This window comes from Haliea sp. (assembly GCF_041395985.1).
Classification (GTDB): Bacteria; Pseudomonadota; Gammaproteobacteria; order Pseudomonadales; family Halieaceae; genus Haliea.
Map to the genome: position 1 here is coordinate 86,692 of NZ_JAWKZJ010000004.1, position 26,344 is coordinate 113,035.

A 26,344-nucleotide genomic window follows, 5' to 3' on the forward strand; every position below is an offset into this window, starting at 1 on the left:
AGAGAAGCCGGCTTTTTGGGTTTAAATGCTATATAAAACAGAAAGTTACAAAACAAACTTAAAGTGATATGCGACTAAAATCCATCAAGCTGGCCGGCTTCAAGTCGTTTGTCGATCCCACCACTGTCAACTTCCCCAGTAACATGTGTGCCGTGGTAGGCCCCAATGGCTGCGGCAAATCCAACGTTATCGATGCCGTGCGCTGGGTGATGGGTGAGAGTTCCGCCAAGAACCTGCGCGGGGAATCGATGACCGATGTCATTTTCAATGGCTCGATCAATCGCCAGCCGGTGGGACAGGCCTCTATCGAGCTGGTATTCGACAACAGCGACGGCGGTGTCGGCGGTGAGTACGCCAGTTACGCTGAAATCTCCATCAAGCGTCTGGTCACTCGGGAGGCGCAGTCTGAATATTTCCTGAATGGCGCACGCTGTCGACGCCGGGACATTACCGACATCTTCCTGGGTACCGGGCTCGGCCCGCGCAGCTATGCGATCATCGAGCAGGGCATGATCTCGCGCCTCATCGAATCGCGTCCCGAAGACCTGCGCGTGTTTATCGAGGAGGCGGCGGGTATCTCCAAGTACAAGGAGCGGCGCAAGGAAACCGAGAACCGCATGCGTCGCACCATGGAAAACCTGGAGCGTCTCACCGACCTGCGCGACGAGTTGCAGCGCCAGTTGCAGCATCTGCAGCGGCAGGCCCAGGCGGCTGAGAAATACAGCGAACTCAAGGCGGAAGAGCGCACCCTGAAAGCCCAGCTTTACGCGCTGCAGTGGCAGCAGCTGGATGGCCAGGCGCGTCAGTGTGGCCAGGCGATCGGTGAACTGGAGGTGCGGCTGGAGGCGGTGAACGCCGAGCACCAGCAGGTGGATACCGGCATCGAGCAGCATCGCCAGGATTACACCGAGCGCACAGACAGCTTCAATGCGGTGCAGGCGACCTACTACGCGCTGGGTGCCGAGGTGGCGCGGCTGGAGCAGGCCATCAAGTTCCAGAAAGAGCGCGCGCAGCAACTGCATGCCGATCTTCGTCAGGCGCTGAGCAGTCTCGACGAGGCGCAGGCACATCTGCAGCAGGATCAGGACAAGCTGAGAGCCTGGGAGCAGGAGCTGGAGACGCTGGAGCCGGAGCTGGAGCTGCTGCAGGCGGCGGAGGAAGAGTCCGCCAATGCGCTGCAGGAAGCCGAAGAGGCCATGCTGCACTGGCAGCAACAGTGGGATGAATTCAATCACCAGGCAGCGGCGCCACGACAGCAGGCGGAGGTGCAGCAGTCGCGTATCCAGCACCTGGAACAGGCTCAGCAGCGTTTGCAGCGACGGGTACAGCAGCTGGAGGAAGAGCGTGCTGGTCTGGTGGTCGGTGACGATGACGCCGATCTGGAGGCGGTGGCCGAAGACATCGCCCTGCTGGAGGAGCAGATGGCTGCCGCCGAGCTGCGCAGCGATGAGCGGGTCGAGGCGCTGGCGGCGGCGCGCGAGGAAGAGACTCACCTGTCCGCGCAGCTGAACGAGAGTCGCTCACGCCTGCAGCAGCTGCGCGGCCGGCAGGCCTCGCTGGAGGCATTGCAGCAGGCGGCGACGGAAGATCGAGACCAGGGTGTCAGCCAGTGGCTGGCGGCGCAGGGGCTGCAGGCGCAGCCTCGACTGTTGGAACAGCTGCAGGTTGAGGACGGCTGGCAACAGGCGGTTGAAACAGCGCTGGGTGATTATCTGCAGGCGGTCTGCGTAGAGCAATTGGGAGACCTGGCCGATTCCCTGCAGGCGCTGGAGCAGGGACAGGTCAGCCTGGTCCAGCGCGGCGTCGCAGAGGCTCCGTCGAGCTCCGACCATCTTGCATCTCGCGTGCAGGGGCCTGCGGCGGTCGCAAGCCTGCTGGCGGGTGTCCGTGTGGCACCCGACCTGCCCTCCGCGCTGCAGCTGCGCAACCAGCTGGCGGCCGGTGAATCGGTGATTACCGCGGACGGTATCTGGCTGGGTCGCGATTGGCTGCGGGTGGCCCGTCCCGGTCAGCAGGCGGGGGGCGTCATCCAGCGCCAGCAGGAGCTGGAGCGTCTGGTGCAGGAGGTCGATGTCACTGCGCAGCAGGTCTCTGAGCTCGAGGAATCCCAGGCCGAGCTTCGCGAACGGCAACAGGGCCTGGAGAACCAGCGCCAGGACAGCCAGCGTGAGCAGCAGCAGCTGGCGCGGCAGCATGCTGAGCTGCGGGCTGCCCTGTCGGCGCAGCAGGCGCGTATGGAGCAAATCGGTGCTCGTCGCGAGCGCCTGGCCTCGGATATCGCCGATACCCGCGGTCAGTTTACGCAGGAGCAGGAGTCAGTTGCGGAAGCCCGGCTGCTGCTTGCGGAGGCCATCGAGCGGATGGAGACTGACTCCCGCCAGCGCGAGGAACTGCTGGCACGTCGGGATGCAGCGCGCAACCAGCTCGATACTGTGCGGCAGAAGGCGCGTCACGACAAGGATGCGGCGCACCAGTCCGCAATGCGTCACCAGTCACTGCAAACACAGCTGCGTGGCGTGACGGAAACCATGGAACGTGCGCGCTCCCAGGTGACCCAACTGGAGGAGCGGCGGGAGTCCCTGCAGGGCAGCCTGATGGAGAGTGACGATCCGGTGGTCGCTTTACAGCAGGAGCTCGAGGAACAGCTGGCGCTGCGGCTCGCCTCTGAAGCAGAGCTGACCCAGGCGCGGCAGGCGGTGGCGGAGGTGGAGCACGCGCTGCGCCAGGCAGAACAGCAGCGGGCGGCGATTGAGCAGCGCGCCCAGTCGGTGCGCGCCGACCTGGAGCAACAGCGTTTGCAACAGCAGGGCCTGCAGGTGCAGCGAGATAACGTGCTGCGCCAGCTGCGGGAGCTGGACCAAGAGGTCGACACCGTGCTGGCCGGGATGCCCGAGGGCGCCAACGAGGCGGAGTGGCAGAGTGCTCTCGAGCGGGTGGCGGCCCGTGTGGCCAGGCTGGGCCCCATCAACCTCGCGGCGATAGACGAATATGCCCTGCAGTCTGAGCGCAAGCAGTACCTGGATGCCCAGAACGAGGATCTGGAAACCGCGCTGGAAACCCTCGCCTCGGCGATCCGCAAGATCGACAAGGAGACACGCAGCCGATTCCGCGACACCTTCGACAAGGTGAACTCAGGGCTGCAGGACCTGTTTCCGCGCGTGTTCGGTGGCGGCAACGCGTATCTGGAGATGACCGGCGACGACCTCCTGGATACGGGCATCACCATCATGGCCCGCCCCCCCGGCAAGAAGAACAGCACTATCCACCTGCTGTCGGGTGGCGAGAAGGCGCTGACCGCGATCGCCCTGGTGTTTTCGATTTTCCAGCTTAATCCCGCCCCGTTCTGTATGCTTGACGAAGTGGACGCGCCGCTGGACGATGCCAACGTGGGCAGGTATGCACGCATGGTCAAGGAAATGTCCGAGAAAGTGCAGTTCATCTACATTACCCACAACAAGATATCCATGGAATTGGCGGACCAGTTGATGGGTGTCACCATGCACGAACCCGGTGTGTCCCGTCTGGTGACGGTGGACGTCGAAGAGGCAGCGGAACTGGCGGCGAGTTAGGACAAGCGGAGGAAGCGGGCGCAGCTGTGATGGACTTGACGATACGCGATTGGATGGTAATTGCCGGTGTACTGCTGATTCTGGCGGTTTTGCTGGATGCCTGGCGCCGGGTACGTAACGATCGGCGCGCTGCTGTGCGCATCAAACTGGTGGGCGAGGAGGGCAGTGAAGGCGGAGACCTCGACATTGCCGTGTACCGGGAGTTGCCCAATGGGGGGGCACGGGTGGTGCACCGCGGCGACCTGCTTGACGCCCGAGCCCAGCACAAGGCCGATGGCGCTGAAGCCGCAGCGGCGAAAGGTCGTGACAGCGAGGCGACGGAGCGTCCTGCGGCGACCGCGGCGCAGCAGGACGACAACGATGCCGCACGTGCCGGCAAGAGCCGCGCTTCCCGCAAACGCGCAGCCAAAACCGGCCCCGCTGATGATGACCTGGTCAGTGGGTTGAGTACCCGTGACGAGCCTGAGAACCTCGACTGGCTGGACGCGCTGGAAGCCGAAGAGCGGCAGGTCGATGAACCCGGCCTCCTGCCTCGTGACGTAGAGCCTGAGGTTTTCATGTTGAATGTGGTGGCACGCGATGCCGAGGGCTTCCGCGGGGACGACATCCTGCACATCCTGCTCGCCTGCGATCTCCGTTTTGGCGACATGAGTTTTTTTCACCGTCATGAGCAAGAAGCCGGGCGCGGCCCGATACAGTTCAGCGTAGCCAACATGATGCAGCCCGGTGTGTTCGACATCGATAACATGTCCGATTTCAGTACACCGGGGCTGGTGTTTTTTGTCACCTTGCCCGGGCCCGCCGACATGATGCAGGCCTTCGACTACATGTTGGAAACAGCGCAGACCGTGGCGCGTAACCTGAAGGGCGACGTCCTCGACGAGACCCGCAGCGCGCTGACCCGCCAGACCCTGGAGCATTCGCGGCAGCAGATCCGCGATCTCGAGCGGCGCATGCTCGCCCGGTCGCATTAGGGCGTAGACACATGGCGAACGCCCTGGCAGCGGCAGACGAGGCGGCCCGCTTGCGTGAGCAACTCGACAGCTGGAATTATCAGTACCATGTGCTGGACAACCCCAGTGTGCCGGATGCTGAATACGACCGCTGCATGCAGCGCCTGCGTGCGCTTGAGGCGCAGTATCCCGCCTTGTGTACACCGGATTCACCCACCCAGCGGGTAGGTGCAACGCCCGTTTCCCAGTTTGCCCAGGTGCAGCATGAAATGCCCATGCTGTCGCTGGACAATGCGTTCAGTGCTGAGGACCTGCGCGACTTCAACCGACGCCTCCTGGACCGGCTTGGCTGGGCGCCCGATGATGCGCTGGAGTTCGCCTGTGAGCCGAAACTCGACGGTATAGCGGTCAGCCTGCTGTACCGCGACGGGCAACTGCAGCGGGGTGCGACCCGCGGTGACGGCACAACCGGTGAGGACATCACGCACAATGTGCGCACTGTGGCGTCCGTGCCACTGCGACTTCGCGGCGGCGGCTTTCCTCACCTGCTCGAAGTGCGCGGCGAAATCTACCTGCCGCGTGCGGGCTTTGAGCAGTTGAACGAGGAAGCGCGTGAGCGCGGCGAAAAAACCTTTGTGAACCCGCGCAATGCCGCGGCCGGCAGCCTGCGTCAGCTGGATGCGCGCATCACCGCGCGGCGCCCGCTGCAGATGTGCTGCTACAGCGTCGGTCTGTACGAGGGCGGAGAGATGCCCGCCCGTCACTCAGACATCCTGCAGCGGTTGCATACCTGGGGTCTGAGGATCAATGCCGAATCCCGGGTGGTCAAGGGTATTGATGCCTGCGAGGACTACTATGAGGCGCTGGCAGAGCGCCGGGCGACGCTCCCCTATGACATTGACGGCATTGTGTACAAGGTCAACGATCTGCAGCTGCAGCAGCGCCTCGGCTTCGTCTCCCGCGCCCCGCGCTGGGCCATTGCGCGCAAGTTTCCGGCACAGGAGGAGATGACGCGGTTGTTGGCCGTGGAATTCCAGGTGGGGCGCACCGGAGCCATTACCCCGGTGGCACGTCTTGAGCCTGTGTTTGTCGGCGGGGTGACGGTCAGCAATGCGACACTGCACAATGCCGATGAGGTGGAGCGACTGGATGTGCGCATCGGTGACACGGTGATCGTGCGCCGCGCGGGCGATGTGATTCCGCAGGTGGTGGCTGTTGTACCGGAGCAACGTCCGGAGAACGCGCAGCCGGTGTGTTTTCCCGACAGCTGCCCGGTTTGCGGTTCCGTTGTGGAGCGTGCCGCGGACGAGGCAGTCTTGCGCTGCATGGGAGGACTGGTGTGTCAGGCGCAACAGAAAGCGGCGATTCGCCATTTTGTGTCGCGCCGGGCAATGGATGTGGAAGGCCTGGGCGACAAGCTGGTTGACCAGCTGGTCGATCAGGGTCTGGTGCGTACCGTCGCCGACCTCTACACCCTGCCGCGCGAGGCCTGGTTGGGGCTGGAGCGCATGGGAGCGAAGTCGGTCGATAATGTGCTCGCAGCGCTGGAGAAAAGCAAGGCGACGACGCTGCAGCGGTTCATCTACGCGCTGGGTATTCGCGAAGTGGGTGAATCCACGGCGGGAAATCTCGCGCGCCACTTCGGCTCCTGGGAGGCGCTTGCCGCAGCCAGTGAAGAAGCCCTGCTGGCGGTTCCCGATGTGGGGCCCGTTGTAGCCGACCACCTGCGACAGTTCCTGGATTCTGCCGACAGCCTGTCGGTGGTGCAGGCGCTGCGCGACGCCGGCGTGCATTGGCCGGACCTGGAAGTGCGTCCGGCAGAGGCGTTACCGCTGGCGGGCGAAACCTGGGTGGTTACCGGCAAGCTGGAGTCCCTGGGGCGCAGCGAGGCCAAAACCCTGCTGGAGTCTCTCGGTGCACGTGTGGCAGGCAGTGTTTCGGCAAAAACCACGATGGTGGTGGCGGGGCCGGGTGCCGGTTCCAAGTTGGGTAAGGCAACGGAACTGAATGTTCCCGTGATGGATGAGGCAGCATTGCTCACCCTGCTGCGCAGGCACGGTGCAATGTCATGAGGGGCTTGCTGCCGGCGCTACTGATCCTGCTGCTGTCTGCCTGTGCGACGACGCCACCGAGCAATGTGGACAACGCCTGCAATATCTTCCGCGAGAAGGACGACTGGTACGGTGACGCGCTGGACGCGGAGAAAGCCTGGGGTAGTCCGGTGCCGGTCATGCTGGCCATCATGCACCAGGAGTCGCGCTTCGTAGCGCAGGCCAAACCGCCGCGTACGCGTATCTTCGGCATCATACCCGGCTTGCGACCCTCCAACTCTTACGGCTACAGCCAGGCGATCAAATCCACCTGGAAAGCCTATCAGCGCAGCACAGGGAACTACGGGGCGGATCGCGATGACTTTGGCGACTCGATGGATTTCATCGGCTGGTATAACAACGAGTCACTGCACCGCAGCGGTATTGCAAAGAACGACGCCTACCGCCTTTACCTCGCCTACCACGAGGGACATGGCGGCTATAACCGTGGCAGCTATCGCAACAAGGCGTGGTTGCTGAATGTTGCCGCCAAAGTGCGTGATCGCGCTGCGCTGTATACGGTGCAACTCAACGGCTGCGCGGACTCCCTGCCCCGTGGCGGCGGACTGTTCGGCTGGTTCTAGGGTGGTTCAATAATCCTGCCAGCGCCGCAGTAAACAGCTCCTGGTGCACGTCGGGAGCGCGAATTGGCCCTGCGTGTAGATGCAAACCACCGGGCTTTGTGACACACTTTCAAGGTGTGCCATCATGGTCGCGAGCCCGCTACATAACGTTCAAAACAGGTCTTCGCTGTGAACCCAACTGATATCAAGAACCCCGAGTACTTCCACAAAGTCGTGGACTGCCAGTATGCCTGCCCGGCGCATACACCGGTCCCGGAATACATTCGGCTGATTGCCGCAGGCCGCTACGACGATGCCTACATGGTGAACTGGGAATCCAACGTGTTCCCGGGCATTCTCGGTCGCACCTGCGACCGGCCCTGCGAGCCCGCCTGTCGGCGCGGCCGCATCGCCAAGGGTGAGGAGCCGGTGGCCATCTGTCGCCTGAAGCGTGTTGCGGCCGACAACAAGACCGATATCAGCGAGCGGCTGCCGCGCATCCCGGAGCAGAAGAACGGCAAGCGTATCGCACTCATCGGTGCCGGGCCGGCATCGCTGACGGTAGCGCGTGACCTCATGCCACTGGGGTACGACATCGACATCTACGACAACCAGTTTGCCGGTGGCGGTATGATGCGCAGCCAGATTCCGTCCTTCCGGCTGCCGGCCTCGGTGCTGGATGAGGAGGTCGGATACATCCTCGACATGGGCGTGGTGACACATTTCAATACCGAAGTTACCAGCCTGAAAAGCGTACTCGAAAAGGACTACGATGCGGTGTTTGTGGGCACCGGTGCGCCCCGCGGACGGGGCCTGAATCTGCCCGGTCTCGAGGAGGCCGGGAAGCGCGTGCACATCGGTATCGACTGGCTGGCCAGCGTTGCGTTCGAGCACACCAGCAGTATCGGCAAGCGCGTACTGGTACTGGGTGGCGGGAATACCGCGATGGACTGCTGCCGCACCTCGCGCCGTCTCGGCGGTGAAGATGTGCGGGTTGTGGTGCGCAGCCCGTTTGCCGACATGAAGGCGTCGCCGTGGGAAAAAGAGGATGCCATGCACGAGGGCATTCCGATTTACGACAACCACGTGCCCAAGGAATTCGTGGTCGAGAATGGCGAGCTGAAAGGTATGCTCTTCGAGAAAGTCGAGGCGCAGTACGACGAGAACGGCAAGCGCAGCCTGGTGCCCACGGGTGAGGACCTTGTGTTCATGGAAGCCGACGATGTGCTGATGGCCATCGGCCAGGATAACGCCTTTCCCTGGGTGGAGCGCGATCTCGGCATTGAGTTTGACAACTGGGACATGCCGGTCGTCGACAAGGTGACTTTCCAGTCGACCAACCCGCGGGTGTTCTTCGGCGGTGATGCCGCATTCGGGCCAGAAAACGTCATCACCGCGGTGGCCCACGGTCACCAGGCCGCCATCAGTATCGACCTGTTCTGTCGTGCCGAGCCCGTCACCAACCGCCCGGCGCCGATGACCAACCTGGTCAGCCAGAAAATGGGTATCCACGAGTGGAGCTACGACAACCAGGTGGAGAACGACAAGCGTTTCGTGGTGCCCATGGCGCCGCTCGAGGAAACGCTGCGCAACCGCAAGCTCGAGGTGGAACTCGGCTTCGACCTGAGCACGGGGTTCAAGGAGGCCGAGCGCTGTCTCAATTGCGACGTGCAAACCGTGTTCGACACCCCGCGCTGCATCGAATGTGATGCCTGCGTCGATATCTGTCCGACGGACTGCATTTCCTTTGTCGAGAATGCGGAGGAATCGGAACTGCGCACGCGCCTCAGCGCAGCGGCGGGCAATCTGGCACAGGACCTCTACGTCTCCACGGAGCTGCCCACGCAGCGCGTGATGGTCAAGGACGAGAACGTCTGCCTGCACTGCGGGCTCTGTGCCGAGCGCTGCCCCACATCAGCCTGGGACATGCAGAAATTTCTCTACAGCGTTACCAAAGCGGGGCAATAAACCATGCAAGCGCTGCAATCCGTCAATGAGTTCGTCATCAAGTTCGCCAACGTCAATGGCACTGGCAGCGCCAGTGCCAACAACCTGTTCGCCAAGGCAATCTTCCGCATGGGACTGCCCGTGTGCCCGAAAAACATATTCCCGTCCAATATCCAGGGGCTGCCCACCTGGTACGAGGTGCGCGTCAGCGAGCGCGGTTACCTGGGCCGTCGCGGTGGCGTGGATATTATGCTCTCGGTCAATCCACAGAGCATGCCGCAGGACATCAGGGAAGTGGAGCCGGGCGGCTACTTCATTTATGACAATACCAAGCCGCTGGACCTGCGCCTGATGCGCAACGACGTCAATATCTTTGGTATTCCACTGACGCGCATTTGCAATGAGGAATACCAGGATCCAAGGCAACGCCAGCTGTTCCGCAACGTCATCTATGTGGGGGCACTGGCGGCGCTGCTGGACATCGATTTCGCTGTGCTCACCGGTTTGGTGGAAGACCAGTTCAAGGGCAAGGACAAACTCATCCTGCCCAACATTCATGCGCTGGAGCTCGGGTATCAATACGCCCAGGAGCACTTCGAGTGCCCGATTGGTATTCGCGTTCGCGCTTCCGACAAGGTCGGTGACAACATCCTGCTGGATGGCAACACGGCGCTGGGCCTGGGAGCAATTTACGGCGGCGCTACGGTAGCGGCCTGGTATCCCATTACCCCGTCTACCTCCGTCGTCGATGCCTTCGAGCGCTATGCCAAGCGGCTGCGCATTGACCCGGGTACCGGGCGCAAGAACTACGCGATTCTGCAAGCGGAAGACGAGCTTGCAGCGATCGGCATGGTGGTCGGCGCGAGCTGGAACGGCGCCCGGGCATTCACCGCGACCAGCGGCCCGGGCCTGTCGCTCATGAGTGAGTTTCTGGGCCTGGCCTACTTCGCTGAAATACCCACGGTGCTGTTCGATGTGCAGCGTGCTGGCCCGTCCACGGGCATGCCGACCCGTACCCAGCAGTCCGATGTGCTGTCGGCGGCCTACGCCTCCCACGGCGACACCAAGCAGGTCCTGCTGTTCCCGTCCACGCCGAAAGAGTGCTTTGACTTTGGCGCACTGTCCTTCGATCTGGCGGAGCGCTTACAGACCCCCATTATCCTGATGACCGACCTCGACCTGGGGATGAACGACAACATGTCGCCGCCACTGACCTGGGATGACGCGCGCCGCTACGACCGCGGCAAGGTCCTGAACGCGGAGCAACTGGAGCAGATGGAACGCTACGGACGTTATCTCGACGTCGATGGCGACGGCATCTGTTACCGCACCATACCTGGCACGCACCCGGAAAAAGGAGCGTTCTTCACACGCGGAACCTCGCGTGACGAATATGCCGTGTACACGGAAAAGGGCGAAGAGTACGAGAAGAACATGCACCGCCTGATGGCCAAATGGGAAACCATCAAGGCGTGGGTGCCGCGCCCGCTGGAAACGCAGAGCGAGCAGGAAACAGATACCGCCATTCTCTTTTATGGCACCAGCGAAGAGTCCTCCATGGAGGCCCGCGACTACCTCGCGGAGGACGGTGTGCCGCTGAATGCCATGCGCGTTCGCGCCTTTCCGTTCAATCAGGAGGTGGCGGATTTTATCGCCCGGCACGAGCGGGTGTTTGTGATCGAGCAGAACCGCGATGCCCAGCTGCGTACGCTGCTCATGGCTGAATTCGAACTGGGCCCGGATAAACTGAAGTCGGTACTCTGTTTTGATGGTACCCCGATCAGTGCCCGGAACATCCGCAAACAGATTCTGCAGCAGATGCCCGGCTACAACGTCACCCCCTTGCGTCGCGAACGTATGGTCGCCGGCGCGGAGAACAGGTCATGAGTTATCAGCTTCCCAAATTCCGTCATCCCGACCTCCCGGTCAACGCGCTGGGCTACACCCGTACCGACTACGAAGGTTCGATCTCCACGCTGTGTGCGGGCTGCGGTCACGACTCCATTTCCGGTGCCATTGTGCGCGCCTGCCATGAGTTGGCCCTGGAGCCACACAAGATCGCGAAGCTGTCAGGTATCGGCTGTTCCTCGAAGTCGCCGACCTATTTCCTCGGCAAATCCCACGGTTTCAACTCGGTGCACGGGCGCATGCCCTCGGTCGTCAGCGGCGCCAATATGGCCAACCGAGACCTGTTATACCTCGGCGTCTCGGGTGATGGTGATACAGCGTCCATCGGTATGGGGCAGTTTGCCCACGCGGTGCGGCGCAACCTCAATATGGTCTATATCGTCATGAACAATGGCTGCTATGGCCTGACCAAAGGGCAGGATTCGGCGACGGCGGACGCCGGGTCGGCAAGCAAGAAGGGTGACCCGAACCCCTTTTCTGCGATTGATCTTCCCGGCCTTGCCCTGCAGCTCGGTGCGACCTTCGTGGCGCGCAGCTTTTCCGGTGACAAGGGCCAGCTGGTGCCATTGATCAAGGCGGCCATTTCCCATCGCGGATTCGCGCTGATTGACGTCATCTCCCCCTGCGTCACCTTCAATAACAACCCGGGGTCTACCAAGAGCTATGATTTCGTGCGTGAGCACGCCGAGGCCACCGGGACCGTGGACTTCGTGCCCATGCGCGAGGAAATCACCACCAGTTACCCGGCGGGCCGCAGCCAGGAAGTGACCCTGCACGACGGCTCCGTGCTCCACCTGGAAAAACTCGCGCCCGACCTGGACCCTTTCGACAGGGTTTCGGCCATGGTGGCATTGCAGAGGCACAGCGCCGAGGGGCAGATCCTGACCGGACTCATCTACATGGACAAGGACTCCCGGGACCTGCATGACATTATGGAGACCTCGCGTCGCCCGCTGAACAGCCTGGTCGAGGAAGATCTGTGCCCGGGCGACAAGGTGCTGGCCAACATCAACGCCAGTCTGCGTTAGGCCCGGAGGGCCTCTTCCATGCAGTCACACCCTGTCGCTGTGGCAGAAATGCAGCAGCGCAGGGTGGCTTGTCATTTAATTGTCACAATTTCCTCATCTAATACGTGGATACAGCGCGAAAAAGAGGACAATGTGACCAATGAATGAACGTCAGGTATTGATTGTTGATGATGAGTTTGCCATCCGCGATATGTTGCGCATGGCGCTGGAGATTGCGGGCTTCCGTTGCCTTGAGGCGGAGAACATCCAGGATGCCTTTACTCTGATCGTTGACGAACGCCCGGACATGGTTCTGTTGGACTGGATGCTGCCCGGCGGCAGTGGCCTCGAGCTGCTGCGCCGGCTCAAGCGCACTGATACCACCCGTGACGTGCCCGTCATCATGCTCACAGCGAAGACCGCGGAGGACAACGTGATCCAGGGGCTGGATGTGGGCGCTGACGATTACATCACGAAACCGTTTGCGCCGCGCGAGCTGATCGCCCGCATCAAGGCGCTGCTGCGACGCTCCGCTGGCGGGGATGAACAGGACCGTATCCAGGTTGCCCAGCTGGTCCTGGATGGCGAGAGTCGGCGCATCTTCCTCTGCGACGAGCCGGTTGAAATGGGGCCCACCGAATTCAACCTGCTGCAATTTTTCATGTCGCACCCGGAGCGGGCCTATACACGCAGCCAGCTACTGGACCAGGTCTGGGGGGCCAACGTGTACGTGGAGGAGCGCACGGTGGACGTGCATATTCGGCGCCTGCGTAAGGCGCTGCAGACCCCACAGGCTGACTACAGCGACCTCGTGCAGACGGTGCGCGGTACCGGCTACCGGTTCTCTGCCCGCGGAGTTCCCGCGCGGTGAGTCCACAGGCCGCTTGGCTGGCGGAACTGCGCCGGCTGCTGGCACTGGTAGCGGTAGCGCTCACCGCCGGTTGGCTCATCGGCTGGCCCTGGCTGTTGCTCTCGGCGGCGCTGCTGGCGCTGACGGTGCGCTGGGCGTGGCAGATGCGCCGCCTTCTGCGCTGGCTTCAGGACCCGTCCCTAGAGCCACCGGAAGCCCTGGGCTTCTGGGGCGAACTGTATGACCGCCTTTACCAGCTGCAGCGCAAGGCCAGCATGCGTGAGATGGAACTGCGCTCGCGACTCGATTACCTGCAGGACTCGCTTTCCTCCATGCACGACGGCGCTGTCATGGTCAGCGCCGGTGGCGCCATCGAGTGGAGTAATGACGCGGCGCAGCGGCTGCTGGGGCTGCGCTATCCTGCTGACCGCGGCCAGGCGCTGCTCAACCTGGTGCGCTTGCCGGCCTTCCATCGCTACTACATCGCAGGCGCCTTTGAAGACCCCCTCCAGCTGCGCATGCAGGGCGATCGGGAGCAGACGCTGCAGTTTGCCATCACCCTGTTTGGCAACGGCGATCGTCTGGTGTTCGTGCGTGATATCACCAAGGAAGCTCATCTTGAGCAGATGCGGCGCGACTTTGTGGGCAACGTGTCCCATGAACTACGCACTCCGCTCACGGTGATCAAGGGCTATCTGGAGATGATTCTGGCGAATGCGGAGCAACTGGAGCCGCGGTTTCAACGGCCGTTGGAGCAGATGTCCCAGCAGACCGACCGCATGGAGAATCTGCTGAAGGACCTGCTCTGGCTGTCGCGTCTGGAAAGCGTTCGCACCCAGACCCGCCGCGAGCAGGTTGATATCGCGGCATTGCTCCAGGAGCTTGTCGACGAATTGCACACGCTGTATCCCGAACGCGCGTTGACCCTGCAGTCAGACACCCGGGTAAAGATACCCGGTGACTACCGGGAGTTGCACAGCGCGGTGTCCAATCTGATCCTGAATGCGTTCAAATACAGCAAAGATGACAGTTTGGTGACAGTTTCGTGGCGGCAGCAGGGGGGTGAGCTGTTGCTGTCGGTGCAGGACCAGGGTATCGGTATTGATGCGGTGCATATACCCCGCCTGACGGAGCGTTTTTACCGCGTGGATGACAGCCGCTCGTCGGCCACGGGGGGGACCGGCCTCGGCCTTGCCATCGTCAAGCATGTGGCAGCAGGCCACCGCGCAGAGCTGCGGATAGCGAGCCTGCCGGGCAAGGGCAGCACGTTTACCCTGGCGTTCCGGTGCTGATGCCCCGGGGAGACACAGGCTTGTCATAATACTGTCATATATTGGCGCTAGTGTAGGCGCGTTACTGATATCCGCTGGAAACTGGAGTGCTCTATGTCGATCAAGCAATGGTTGAGAAAAACGGTAGCGGCTGCGGGTGCAGGCGCATTTGCGGTGGGCATGGCGCCGATGTCCTGGGCGGAACTCGACCCCGGGCTCAAGGATTATGAGGTGTCCAGCGGCGTGTCGGGAAACCTTTCCAGCATTGGCTCCGATACGCTGGCGAACCTGATGACGCTGTGGGCTGAGGATTTCAAACGTGCCTACCCCAATGTCAACATCCAGATCCAGGCGGCGGGTTCCTCTACGGCACCGCCTGCACTGACTGAAGGCACTGCCAACATCGGCCCGATGAGCCGCGATATGCGTGACAAGGAGATCGAGGCCTTCGAAACACGCTACGGCTACAAGCCCACCGCTGTGCCGGTGGCGATCGACGCCCTCGCCGTGTATGTGCACAAGGACAACCCCATCGAGGGCATGTCCATTGCCGAACTGGATGCCATTTTCTCCTCAACGCGCAAGTGCGGCGCACCACAGGACATCGGCCAGTGGGGACAGCTTGGGCTCACCGGTGCCTGGGAGGGCCGTGACATGCAGCTGTTCGGGCGCAACTCGGTGTCCGGTACCTACGGCTTCTTCAAGACCGTTGGCCTGTGCAAAGGCGACTTCAAAAACAGCGTCAATGAGCAGCCCGGGTCCGCCTCGGTAGTGCAGTCGGTCTCCACCTCTATCAACGGCATTGGCTACTCGGGGATTGGCTATCGCACCTCCAGCGTGCGCACCGTACCGATCAGCAAGGGTGAAGGCCTTCCCTACGTGGAGGCGGACGCTGAAAACTCCATCAACGGCCGCTACCCGCTGGCTCGCTTCCTCTACGTCTACGTGAACAAGGATCCGAACAAGCCGTTGTCACCGCTGGAACGGGAATTCTTCAAGCTGGTGTTTTCCCGCCAGGGCCAGGATGTCGTGCTCAAGGATGGCTACATTCCCCTTCCCGCAGCGGTGGTGGAGCGCTACAGTCGCCAGCTCGGCCTGTAAGGTCTGATGATAATCGCCGGGTCGGTTCCTTGTGGCCTGCCCGGTGCCGGCAATCGCTGACCGAGTGATTCTGTCTTGACGAAAATGAGTGAACACGTGTCTCCCTTCACGCCCCGCTGGAGGCACTTCAAGGATCGCGCTGCCACGGTGTCCGTCACCGCCGGCGGTGCCGGCGTACTGGTCGCCATCCTGCTGATATTTTTCTATCTGCTGTATGAGGTCCTGCCGCTGTTTGGCAATGCCTCAATCGAACCCCGCGCTGAGGTCGCTTCGCCCTTTGCAGCGGCTCCGCTCTATCTGGCGGTGGAGGAACAGACGGAAATCGGCTTTGCGGTCTTTGCCGACGCCCGCGGCAGTTTTTTTCAGCTGGACAGCGGTGCCATCGTGCTCGAATCCGAGCTTGCAGCCGATCTGGGCCCGGTCTCTGCGGTCGCCGAGGAGAGTGCGGGCAAGCGCCTGCTGGCACTGGCCCATGAGTCCGGTGCAGTGTCCCTGCACACCCACGAGTATCGTCTGAGCTACCCCGACGGTAACCGCGTGATAACGCCGCGTGTCGAGCGACGCTACCCTGAACTCGACATTCGCGTTGCTGAAGGTCCTGTGCAGAAGCTGGCACTGGGCGATAACGACGATGGCATGGTGATCATTGCCCTGGATGCCGCGGGTACGCTGCGGGCCCAGCGTTACAACTGGTCAGAAAACTTCCTCACGGGCGAGATCAGTTTTGACCGGGAAGCGCTGTCACTGCCAGCGCTGGCGGGGGAGACGGCGGATTTCCATATCGATGAAAATCTCCAGTGGCTGTACCACATCGACAGTAAAGGCGGCTACGCAGTGATCAATCTGCGGCAGCGCGATGCTGCTGGCAAATTGCTGGTGGCGAGCCGGGGTGAGCTGTTTACCCGGGGCGGCCAGTTGACTGAAAGCGCGATGCTGCTGGGTGGTATCTCATTGCTGGCGGCGTCCGATCGCGGCGAGCTGGTGCAGTATTTCATGGTGCGGGACGGCGAGGGTGGTCATCGCCTGCAGCGTATCCGAGAATTTGACACCGACGGCATCAACGTCACGACGCTGCTGCCGGAGCATCGCCGCAAGGGTTTCGTCGCCCTTGGCAGGCAGGGTGAAGTGCAGATTTACCACACAACGTCGCACCGCCGGTTGTTGAGCGAGGCCGCGTTGCCCCTGGGAGCCGGGGCGGCCGCCATATCCCCGCGTGCGGATGCGTTGTTGCTGGTGGATGCGGACGGCAGTCTGCGCAGTTGGCACATCGATAACGAACACCCGGATGTATCCTGGTCGGCGCTGTGGAGTGAAGTCTGGTACGAGAGCTACGATGAGCCTGAGCACGTCTGGCAATCGTCCGCATCCGACAACGATTTTGAGCCCAAATACAGTTTTGCGCCGCTCGCTTTCGGCACCTTGAAGGCTGCGTTCTACACCATGATGATCGCCGCGCCGCTGGCGATCTGCGGCGCCATCTACACCGCCTATTTCATGGCGCCATCGCTGCGGCGCAAGGTCAAACCAATGATCGAGCTGATGGAGGCCCTGCCCACGGTGATCCTCGGCTTTCTCGCCGGACTGTGGTTGGCGCCGCTGATCGAAGATCAGTTGACCGCGGTAGTCACGTTGATGCTGACGCTGCCCGTTGGCGTCATCCTGTTCGCCTTTCTCTGGTCGCGCCTGCCGCTCGCCATTCGCGCCCGCCTGCCCGAGGGCTGGCACGCGGCAGTGCTGATTCCTGTGGTGCTGTTCATCGGCTACGCCAGCTTTGCCAGCGGCGATACGCTGGAGCTGGTGTTCTTCTCGGGCGACATGCGCGGCTGGATCACGACCGAACTGGGTATCTCCTTCGATCAGCGCAATGCGCTGGTGGTGGGCATCGCCATGGGCATGGCGGTCATCCCCACCATCTTCTCCATCGCCGAGGATGCCATTTTCTCTGTGCCCAAACATTTGAGCTACGGCAGCCTCGCGCTGGGCGCAACCCCGTGGCAGACGCTGGTCGGTGTGGTGATTCCCACGGCAAGCCCGGGCATCTTCTCCGGCTTGATGATCGGGCTGGGCCGCGCGGTGGGCGAGACCATGATCGTTCTGATGGCAACGGGCAATACACCGATCATGGACGTCAATATCTTTGAGGGCATGCGTACGCTGTCGGCCAACATCGCGGTGGAAGTGCCCGAAGCGGAAGTCGACAGTACACACTACCGTGTGCTGTTCCTCGCTGCCTTTGTGCTCTTCATGTTTACCTTCATGGTCAACACCGTCGCCGAGCTGGTGCGGCAGCGGTTGCGCATCAAGTACGGGTCACTGTGATGAACAAGATGATCAACGAACAGGATCTGCACAACGAGCGGGCACCCGCGGTGGGTGCCTGGATACGCAGCGGTGACCCACTGATCTGGCTCAATGGCGCCGCCGTGAGCGTGAGTGTGATTGCCGTGGTCGGTTTGCTGTTGCTGCTCGCGGTGCGTGGCCTGAGCCATTTCTGGCCCTCGGATGTGCTGTCGGTCTCGGTAACCTACCAGGGACAGACGCGTGAGCTGCTGGGCGAGGTGGTGGAACAGGTTGAGGTACCCGGCGCCCAGTTGCGTGAAGCGGGGTTCGAGCTGCAGGGTCCTGGCCCGTTTTACCAGCGGACGCTGCTGAAGCAGGGCAACCGCGATTTCCTGGGTACAGACTTTACCTGGCTGATCGATGAGCAATTCGGAGAGCGTCGCTATCCGCTGGACCTGCTGGTGGTGGAACGCCTTGAATGGGGCAATTTCTACGGCTACCTGCGCGCGGTGAGCCGCTTTGGTGCTGAACCGGTCACGGTTGCCGACCACGGAGAAGCAGCGGCGCTGGAGGCTCTGCAGGCGCTGATCGTGGATACCGTCGCTGTACGCAGGGAGATCCACCGCATCGAGCAGGGTGATATCGGTGCCATCAACTATGAGCTGGAACGTCTGCGTCTGCGCGAGCGGGAACTGGAGCTGGAAGGCCGTCTTGACGCGTCAGCTCAAGCCGACCTGGCCAGTCAGCGTGCCGAGCAGGAAGCGCTGTTCCGCGCTCTGCAGGAGCAGCTGTATGTGCTGTACGAAAGCATAAAGGATCACAGCTATAGTGCGGAGCTCGCTGACGGGCGCGTGGTTACTCTACCCATCGCCAAGGTGGTGCGAGCGTACCAACCCAACGCGATGAATGTGTTCGCCAAGATGCAGATGTACGTCGAGCGCCTGTGGGAGTTCCTCTCTGAGCCGCCGCGCGAGGCGAACACCGAAGGCGGCGTGTTCCCGGCCATGTTCGGCACGGTGCTGATGGTGATCCTCATGTCGATCATCGTTACTCCCTTTGGCGTGGTCGCTGCGGTCTATCTGCGTGAGTACGCCAGCCAGGGCTTTGTCACGCGAACCATACGCGTTGCAGTGAACAACCTCGCCGGCGTGCCCTCTATCGTCTACGGTGTTTTTGGCCTGGGGTTCTTTGTCTATTTTGTGGGAGGTGAGCTGGATCAGCTGTTCTTCCCTGCCTCACTGCCGCGGCCCACCTTTGGCACGCCGGGGCTGATGTGGGCATCGCTCACGTTGGCGCTGCTGACTCTGCCAGTGGTGATTGTTGCAACCGAGGAAGGTCTGGCGCGTATTCCATCGGCGGTACGTGAAGGTTCACTCGCGCTGGGCGCCACGCGAGCAGAAACCCTCTGGCGGGTGGTTCTGCCCATGGCCAGCCCGGCGATGATGACCGGACTGATCCTCGCCGTGGCCAGGGCAGCTGGGGAAGTCGCCCCGTTGATGCTGGTTGGGGTGGTGAAACTTGCGCCTACGCTGCCGCTGGACGGCAACTATCCCTACCTGCACCTGGACCAGAAGTTCATGCACCTCGGTTTCCATATTTATGACGTCGGCTTCCAGAGCCCTAACGTCGAGGCAGCCCGGCCACTGGTTTACGCCACCGCCCTGTTGCTGGTACTGATTATCGCGCTGCTCAATCTGGCTGCGGTCAGCTTGCGTAACCGGTTGCGCGAACGTTACAAATCACTCGAACACTAACAGGACCCTGTCATGCAAAGCCACGCATTGGATATCCAGGCACTGAAACGCGACAAGGTGCCCGCCGCCAGCCCGGCAGGACCTGTAGAAACCAGCCTGCGCATGGAAAACCTCAACCTGTTCTACAACCAGAATGCGCAGGCGCTGTTCGATATCAATCTCGAAATTCCGAAGCAACGGGTCACCGCATTCATTGGTCCCAGCGGCTGCGGCAAGTCCAGCCTCCTGCGCTGTATCAATCGCATGAATGATCTTGTGGATGGCTGTCGGGTGCAGGGGCGTCTTTTACTGGATAACGAGGATGTCTACGACCGCCGAGTGGACGTCGCGGCCCTCAGGCGCCGGGTGGGCATGGTGTTCCAGAAGCCCAACCCGTTTCCGAAGAGCATTTACGAGAATGTCGCCTACGGTCTGCGCATTCAGGGTATCAACAAGAAGCGCGTGCTCGACGAGGTGGTGGAGAAATCCCTGCGCGCCGCGGCGCTTTGGGACGAAGTGAAGGACCGTCTGCACGAGAGCGCTCTCGGTATGTCCGGCGGCCAGCAGCAGCGTCTGGTCATTGCGCGCACGATTGCCGTTGAGCCTGAGGTTCTGCTGCTGGACGAACCCGCATCGGCGCTGGACCCCATTTCGACCCTGAAAATCGAGGAGCTGATCTACGAGCTCAAGTCGCGTTACACCATCGTCATTGTCACGCACAATATGCAGCAGGCCGCCCGTGTTTCAGACATGACCGCCTTCATGTACATGGGCAAATTGATTGAGTACGACGATACGGATACTCTGTTTACCAACCCGGAACAGAAGCAGACCGAGGATTACATCACCGGCCGCTACGGCTGAGGACAACGCCATGCTCCACAAGGACAGCTACAAACAACATATCTCTGCCCAGTTCAACGCCGAGTTGGAATCGGTCAAGAACCACCTGCTGGAGATGGGTGGTCTGGTCGAACAGCAGATTGGCAAGGCCGTTGAATCGCTGCTCAGCCGCGATAGCGGGCTCGCGGAAGAGGTGATCGCGGGCGACGAGCAGGTCAATGAACTGGAAATCAATATCGACGAGGAGTGCTCTCGCATCCTCGCCCGGCGACAGCCCGCGGCCAGCGATCTGCGGCTGGTATTGGCAATATCCAAAGTCACCACCGATCTCGAACGTATCGGTGACGAGGCCAGCAAGATTGCCCGTCAGGCCGTGAAGTCTGTGGAAGAGGGCGGTTCCAGTGCGGGTAGCAGCTTTGTTGAAATACGCCATATCGGCAATCACGTAAGCGATATGCTGCGCCGCTCGCTGGATGCGTTTGCACGTCTGGATGTGGATATGGCGGTGCAGACTGTCATCGCGGACCGGGAAGTGGATTCCGAGTACGCGAGTGCCATGCGCAGCCTGGTCACGTTCATGATGGAGGACCCGCGCACTATCGGACCGGTGCTGGGCCAGATGTGGTCATTGCGCAGTCTGGAGCGGGTCGGCGATCATGCGAGCAACATCGCGGAGCATGTCATCTATCTCGTACGAGGGCTTGACGTGCGTCACGTAGAGCCGGATGACCTGGTCGCACAGGTGGAAGAGCACCCTTAGCCGGCGCAACGCGCTCCCTCTGTCATGAAAGTGTCATGAAAATAGCATAAAATTGACATTTTAGTGTCATGCGCGGCGGCGCGTGTACAGGCAGATGAGGAAAATCCATGAACAGACTCTCCCTGGGGGTGGCAGTCGCCGCCGCATCCATCACCCTATATTCACCTGTCAGTGCGCTGGCAGCCGTCAGCGAAGCCGAGTTCGCGCAACTGCAGGCGCAGATGGCCGGCCTGATGGCGCGCGTTGCGGCGCTGGAAGAAGAGAATGCCACACTGCGCGAGAACACCGCCAACGCCGTGTCGGAAATACGTCTCACCCGTGAGGCAGTCGCCGCTGCGCCATCGCGCGCAGCAACAGGGTTGAACTCGGAGACCTTTAAATTCTCCGGAGATTTCCGCTACCGGTACGAGGAAATTGACATCGGCCAGCGCGTGGTGCGAACACGGCATCGCGTGCGTGCGCGGGCCGGTTTCGTCGCCCAACTGCCCCGGGACGTGCAGGTGGGGTTGAAAGTGGCGGCCGGTAACGATTCACCGGTCTCCGGCAATGCCACGTTGGGCGGCGGCGGGACCAGTAAAGAACTGTATCTTGACCAGGCCTGGGCTACCTGGCAGCCGTTTGATGGCGCTTATGCCACCATCGGCAAGATGAAGAACCCGATGTACCGTCCCGAGGGCTCCGGTCTGCTTTGGGACTCGGATTACACCCCTGAGGGCATAGCCCTCGGCTGGGCCAACGAGCACCTGTTTGTGAACGCCGTGGCGCACGCATTGGAGAGCGACAGCGCACGTGCCAACAACGTTTTTTACTACGGCGTACAGTCGGGCTTCACGCTGGCTCTTGGTGACAACCTGGGGCTGACCGCCGGCGGTGGCTACATCGATATGCCGGTGAAGGGCAAGAATACCTATTTCGGTGCCTTCGACGTCTTCTTTGGCAACAGCTTCAGCTGTGACACCATCCTGTTGACCTTCTGCACCTACGACAATAACTACGAGGAGCTCGAGCTCTTCGCCACGCTGGACATTGACGGTCTGGGGCTGCCGGCGGCGGTGTACGGCCACTTCGCACAAAACCTGGATGCCGACGACGAGGACACCGCCTGGTCCGCTGGCGCCCGGCTCGGCAAGGCCAGCGGTGCGGGAAGCTGGCAGGTCAGCTATGAATTTGCCTCCATCGAGGCCGACTCGCTGCTGGCCCTCCTCAGCGACTCCAACATCGGCGGTGGTGGCACAGACGTGCGTGGCCACAAACTCGGCGCAGTGTTTGCCGTCGACAAGCAATGGCACGTTGGTCTGACGTTGTTTGTCGACAACGAAACGCTGGGCAGCCGATTTGATGACCCGATTGATTATGACCGGGTGATCTTCGATACCTCCTTCAAGTACTGACCCTGACTGCGAGGATGGGGCAGCCCGCTTCCCGGCGGGGCCTGCCCTGATGACCGCCGCGAGTAACGCGGTGCGAGTCGCTTTCCGCGTGTAGCCCGTCATCTGTACCCCACCGCGTTGCTTTGTGTGGTGTGGCTTGAGTACAATATGCGGCTCGGCATTTCGGCCGATGCGTCTGTGTCCCCTTCGTCTAGTGGTCCAGGACACCGCCCTTTCACGGCGGGAACAGGGGTTCGAACCCCCTAGGGGACGCCATTTATCGGAACTGCTCATGAGTCGTTACTGGAGTGACGTGGTGCGGCGTCTCACGCCCTATGTGCCCGGTGAACAACCGCGGCACCCCCGTCTGGTCAAGCTCAACACCAACGAAAGCCCCTATCCGCCGTCACCGCGCGTGCTGGACGCTATTCACCGTATCGACGGTGACGACCTGCGCCGCTATCCGGATCCCGAGTCCACTGCGCTGCGCCTGGCATTTGCGGAAAGGGCGGGGCTGTTGCCCGAGCAGGTTTTCCTTGGCAACGGCTCTGATGAGGTGCTGGCGCACGTGTTCATGGGGCTGCTGCGACAGGCTGCCCCGCTACTGTTCCCGGACATCAGTTACAGTTTTTACCCGGTCTGGTGTGATCTCTACGGCATTGTTGGCGAGCCGGTGGCGCTGCGGGAGAATTTCAGCATTGATGTCGCCGACTATGCGCGCCCCAATGGCGGCATTATCCTGCCCAATCCCAACGCGCCTACGGGGATGTTGCTGGCCCTCGAGGATATTCGCCGTCTGCTGGAGACGAACCGGGACAGCGTGGTGGTGATTGATGAGGCCTATATCGATTTCGGTGGAGCATCAGCGGTTACCCTGGTGAACACCTATGACAACCTGCTGGTGGTGCAAACCCTGTCAAAATCCCGTGCCCTGGCGGGGCTCCGCGTGGGGGTGGCCTACGGCCACGTTGATCTGATTGACGGCCTGCAGCGCGTGAAAAACTCCTTCAACTCCTATCCACTGGATGCCGTGGCCCAGCACGCGGTGCTCGCGTCGCTGGAGGATGAGGCCTGGTTTGAAGCATCCTGCGCCAAGGTGATTGCCAGCCGGTCGCGGCTCACACAGGGCCTGCAGATGCTCGGTTTCACCGTATTGCCGTCCAGCGCCAATTTTGTGTTTGCCTCACCCGGCGCGGGACGCGACGCCCGGGCGCTGTTTCTGGCCCTGCGCGAGCGCGGCATCATCGTGCGGCACTTCAATAAAGCGCGTATCGCCGATTTTCTGCGAATCAGCGTGGGGACCGATGAGCAGTGTGAGGCATTGCTGACCGCGCTGTCGGACCTGATGGCGGCCGGCACGGGCGCCGCTGGGCACTGAGGCGGATAGCCCGGCGGTGCAGCCCCTTCAGCGCCGCTGTAGAATGACGCTGCCGATGCTGTAGCCGGCACCGAAGGAGCAGAGCACGCCGAGGTCGCCGCTGGCAAAATCGGCGCGATGCTTGTGAAAGGCGATGATGGAACCGGCGGAACTTGTGTTGGCGTACTCGTCCAGAATGGTCGGGGCCTCATCGGCGGTGGCATCACGGCCCAGGACCTTGCGCGAGATCAGCTGGTTCATGCTCAGGTTTGCCTGGTGCAGCCACAGGCGTTTGAGCTGCTCGGGAGCAATGTCCTGTCCCTGCAGTTGATCGCTGATCTGTTTGGCAACGGCGGGACAGACTTCCTTGAATACCTTGCGTCCTTCCTGCACAAACAGTTTGTCGGGCTTGCCGACGCCTTCCTCGGCGGCCCTGTTGAGGAAGCCGAAGTTATTGCGGATGTTGTTGGAAAACAGGGTTTGCAGCCTGCTGTCCACGATCCGGTAGGTGTCGCTCGCAGTGGCGTCCTCGCCCCGCTCGACGATAATTGCGGTGCAGACATCGCCGAAAATGAAGTGTGAGTCGCGGTCGCGGAAGTTCAGGTGCCCACTGCAGATTTCCGGATTGAGTATCAGCACGCAGCGCGCGCTGCCCGAGCGAATGCTGTCCCGCGCCTGTTGGATGCCGAAGGTGGCTGATGAGCAGGCGACATTCATGTCAAAGCCAAAACCCTCGATCCCCAAGGCGTCCTGTACTTCCACCGCAATGGCCGGGTAGGCACGCTGCAGGTTGGAGCAGGCCACGATTACGGCGTGGATGTCAGAGGCCTGCTTGCCGGCCTGCGCCATGGCCTCACGGGCCGCCGCAACGGCAATTTCACACTGGATGGAGGGGCTGCTGTCGGGGCGTTCGGGAATCCGCGGCACCATGCGCTGTGGGTCGAGGATACCGGTCTTGTCGATAACATAGCGAGACTTGATACCCGACGCCTTCTCGACAAACTCGGCGGATGACGGCTGCAGGGCGGCGATATCACCGGCGGCAATCGCGGCGGCATTTTCCGCGTTGAACTGCTCCACCCAGGTGTTGAATGACTCGACCAGTTCTGCGTTGCTGATGGACTGTGCGGGTGTGAACAACCCGGTGCCGCTGATGACAACCTCGCTCATGACGTACGGATTTCCTGTGGCGTAGAATTAATGGGGAGTGTAACCAAAAAAGGCCGCGGCAGGGCGGCCTTTTTCGGGCGGCGGGACAGGCTAGCCGCGCTTGTCCAGCGCGACAAAATCCCGCTGGGTGTGGCCGGTATAGAGCTGGCGCGGCCGTCCGATGCGGTAGCTGCCGCTGATCATCTCGTGCCAGTGCGCAATCCAGCCTACCGTGCGGCCCACCGCAAAGATCACCGTGAACATGCTCGTGGGGATACCGATGGCCTTGAGGATGATGCCTGAATAGAAGTCTACGTTGGGGTACAGCTTGCGCTCGATGAAGTAGGGGTCCTCCAGGGCGATCTGCTCCAGTCGCTTGGCGATGGCGAGCAACGGATCGTTTTCGATGCCCAGCTCCGCCAGCACGTCATCGGCGGCCTCCTTCATCACCTTCGCCCGTGGGTCGAAGTTCTTGTAAACACGGTGCCCGAAGCCCATCAGGCGGAAGGGATCGTCCTTGTCCTTGGCGCGGGAGACGAACTCGTCGATGCGCGATACGTCGCCGATTTCCTCGAGCATTTCCAGTACGGCCTCATTGGCGCCCCCGTGCGAGGGCCCCCAGAGTGCCGCGATGCCTGCCGCGATGCAGGCAAACGGGTTGGCCCCGGATGAACCCGCCAGGCGCACTGTCGAGGTGGAGGCGTTTTGCTCATGGTCCGCGTGGAGCAGGAAGATGCGATCCATGGCGCGAGCCAGTACGGGGCTCACATTGCTGGGCTCGCAGGGGTTGCCGAACATCATGTGCAGGAAGTTTTCGGCGTAACCCATGTTGTTGTCGGGGTACATGAAGGGTTGCCCGATGGAGAACTTGTAGCTCATAGCCGCCAGCGTAGGCATTTTGGCGATCAGTCGGAACGCGGCGACCTGGCGGTGATGTTCATCGGAGATATCCAGCGAGTCGTGATAAAATGCGGACAAAGCGCCGACAACACCGCACATGACTGCCATTGGGTGCGCGTCGCGCCGGAAGCCGTTGAAGAACGTACGGATCTGCTCGTGGACCATGGTGTGGCGCTTGACGGTGCTGACGAAGGTCTCTTTCTGTTCAGCGGTGGGCAGCTCTCCGTACAGCAGCAGGTAGCAGGTTTCGAGGTAATCACTGTGCTCGGCCAGCTGGTCGATGGGGTAGCCGCGGTGCAGCAGAATGCCCTTGCCGCCGTCGATATAGGTGATTTTCGACTCGCAGGCCGCAGTAGAGACGAACCCCGGATCGTAGGTGAACATGTCCCTGGAGGTGAGGGCACCCACGTCGATCACGTCCGGACCGAGTGTGCCGGAGTACACGGGAAGTTCGATGGTTTCGTCCAGCCCGTCTACTTTCAGGGTTGCTTTTTTGTCGCTCATGAAAGGTCCTGCGATGTGGTTCCGTGGGGTGCCCAACTATAAAGTCTCGGCAGCTTTTGTCAATTGATCTGGCTCTATTTGCCAGCATCCTGAGCCTTTTGGCGGCGAAAGTCCCGGATCGCGAACGCCGACGTTCGGCGACGTTCGCGACATCATGGGTGCCCGCCCCCCGCGCAGGTGGAGGTTTGT

General features: G+C 61.6%; 18 protein-coding genes and 1 tRNA gene. 17 read left to right on the forward strand and 2 right to left on the reverse strand.

The features are described from left to right. The first annotated feature begins 68 nt into the window (after positions 1-68). The 17 genes from smc to hisC all read left to right on the forward strand — a co-directional run bounded on the left by smc (position 69) and on the right by hisC (position 23,623). Positions 69-3,569 carry a chromosome segregation protein SMC gene (gene smc, locus R3E49_RS08955; RefSeq protein WP_371294727.1) on the forward strand — a complete coding sequence of 1,167 codons (3,501 nt, stop codon included), beginning with the start codon at positions 69-71 and terminating at the stop codon, positions 3,567-3,569. A gap of 29 nt (positions 3,570-3,598) precedes the next feature. Continuing rightward, a complete protein-coding gene (gene zipA, locus R3E49_RS08960) occupies positions 3,599-4,543 on the forward strand; it encodes a cell division protein ZipA (RefSeq protein WP_371294954.1) in 945 nt (314 codons plus the stop codon). A gap of 11 nt (positions 4,544-4,554) precedes the next feature. Continuing rightward, complete coding sequence (ligA, locus tag R3E49_RS08965; protein WP_371294728.1) at positions 4,555-6,594, forward strand: NAD-dependent DNA ligase LigA; 2,040 nt, start codon at positions 4,555-4,557, stop codon at positions 6,592-6,594. Continuing rightward, complete coding sequence (locus R3E49_RS08970) at positions 6,591-7,196, forward strand: transglycosylase SLT domain-containing protein (protein ID WP_371294729.1); 606 nt, start codon at positions 6,591-6,593, stop codon at positions 7,194-7,196. Before ligA ends, R3E49_RS08970 begins: the two co-directional genes overlap by 4 nt. Before the next feature lie 168 nt (positions 7,197-7,364). After that, positions 7,365-9,143 carry an FAD-dependent oxidoreductase gene (locus tag R3E49_RS08975; RefSeq protein ID WP_371294730.1) on the forward strand — a complete coding sequence of 593 codons (1,779 nt, stop codon included), beginning with the start codon at positions 7,365-7,367 and terminating at the stop codon, positions 9,141-9,143. Positions 9,144-9,146: 3 nt separating this feature from the next. Beyond that, on the forward strand, positions 9,147-11,009 hold the full coding sequence (locus tag R3E49_RS08980; RefSeq protein ID WP_371294731.1) for a 2-oxoacid:acceptor oxidoreductase subunit alpha: 1,863 nt from the start codon (positions 9,147-9,149) through the stop codon (positions 11,007-11,009). After that, entirely contained in the window at positions 11,006-12,058 is a 1,053-nt protein-coding gene (locus R3E49_RS08985; protein WP_371294732.1) for a 2-oxoacid:ferredoxin oxidoreductase subunit beta, read from the forward strand. The genes R3E49_RS08980 and R3E49_RS08985 overlap by 4 nt, the downstream gene beginning before the upstream one ends. A gap of 139 nt (positions 12,059-12,197) precedes the next feature. After that, positions 12,198-12,908, forward strand: coding sequence for a phosphate regulon transcriptional regulator PhoB (gene phoB / locus R3E49_RS08990; RefSeq protein ID WP_371294733.1), 711 nt, complete (start codon positions 12,198-12,200; stop codon positions 12,906-12,908). Then, positions 12,905-14,179, forward strand: a complete 1,275-nt coding sequence (phoR, locus tag R3E49_RS08995) for a phosphate regulon sensor histidine kinase PhoR (RefSeq protein WP_371294734.1) — start codon at positions 12,905-12,907, stop codon at positions 14,177-14,179. Before phoB ends, phoR begins: the two co-directional genes overlap by 4 nt. A gap of 93 nt (positions 14,180-14,272) precedes the next feature. Further along, a complete protein-coding gene (locus R3E49_RS09000; RefSeq protein ID WP_371294735.1) occupies positions 14,273-15,259 on the forward strand; it encodes a PstS family phosphate ABC transporter substrate-binding protein in 987 nt (328 codons plus the stop codon). Between the two features lie 96 nt (positions 15,260-15,355). After that, positions 15,356-17,578, forward strand: a complete 2,223-nt coding sequence (locus R3E49_RS09005) for an ABC transporter permease subunit (RefSeq protein WP_371294736.1) — start codon at positions 15,356-15,358, stop codon at positions 17,576-17,578. Further along, complete coding sequence (gene pstA / locus R3E49_RS09010; RefSeq protein ID WP_371294737.1) at positions 17,578-19,293, forward strand: phosphate ABC transporter permease PstA; 1,716 nt, start codon at positions 17,578-17,580, stop codon at positions 19,291-19,293. Before R3E49_RS09005 ends, pstA begins: the two co-directional genes overlap by 1 nt. A gap of 102 nt (positions 19,294-19,395) precedes the next feature. Then, positions 19,396-20,136, forward strand: a complete 741-nt coding sequence (gene pstB / locus R3E49_RS09015; protein ID WP_290744821.1) for a phosphate ABC transporter ATP-binding protein PstB — start codon at positions 19,396-19,398, stop codon at positions 20,134-20,136. A 10-nt stretch (positions 20,137-20,146) separates the two neighbouring features. After that, a complete protein-coding gene (phoU, locus tag R3E49_RS09020) occupies positions 20,147-20,875 on the forward strand; it encodes a phosphate signaling complex protein PhoU (protein ID WP_371294738.1) in 729 nt (242 codons plus the stop codon). A gap of 107 nt (positions 20,876-20,982) precedes the next feature. Further along, complete coding sequence (locus tag R3E49_RS09025; protein ID WP_371294739.1) at positions 20,983-22,266, forward strand: putative porin; 1,284 nt, start codon at positions 20,983-20,985, stop codon at positions 22,264-22,266. 179 nt (positions 22,267-22,445) lie between these two features. Continuing rightward, a tRNA-Glu gene (locus R3E49_RS09030) sits at positions 22,446-22,521 on the forward strand. A gap of 16 nt (positions 22,522-22,537) precedes the next feature. Continuing rightward, a complete protein-coding gene (gene hisC / locus R3E49_RS09035) occupies positions 22,538-23,623 on the forward strand; it encodes a histidinol-phosphate transaminase (protein WP_371294740.1) in 1,086 nt (361 codons plus the stop codon). 27 nt (positions 23,624-23,650) lie between these two features. On the opposite strand, the gene R3E49_RS09040 is transcribed toward hisC, so the two are convergent. Then, a complete protein-coding gene (locus R3E49_RS09040) occupies positions 23,651-24,772 on the reverse strand; it encodes a beta-ketoacyl-ACP synthase III (protein ID WP_371294741.1) in 1,122 nt (373 codons plus the stop codon). A gap of 90 nt (positions 24,773-24,862) precedes the next feature. After that, positions 24,863-26,155 carry a citrate synthase gene (gltA, locus tag R3E49_RS09045; protein WP_371294742.1) on the reverse strand — a complete coding sequence of 431 codons (1,293 nt, stop codon included), beginning with the start codon at positions 26,153-26,155 and terminating at the stop codon, positions 24,863-24,865. Between the last annotated feature and the right edge of the window lie 189 nt (positions 26,156-26,344).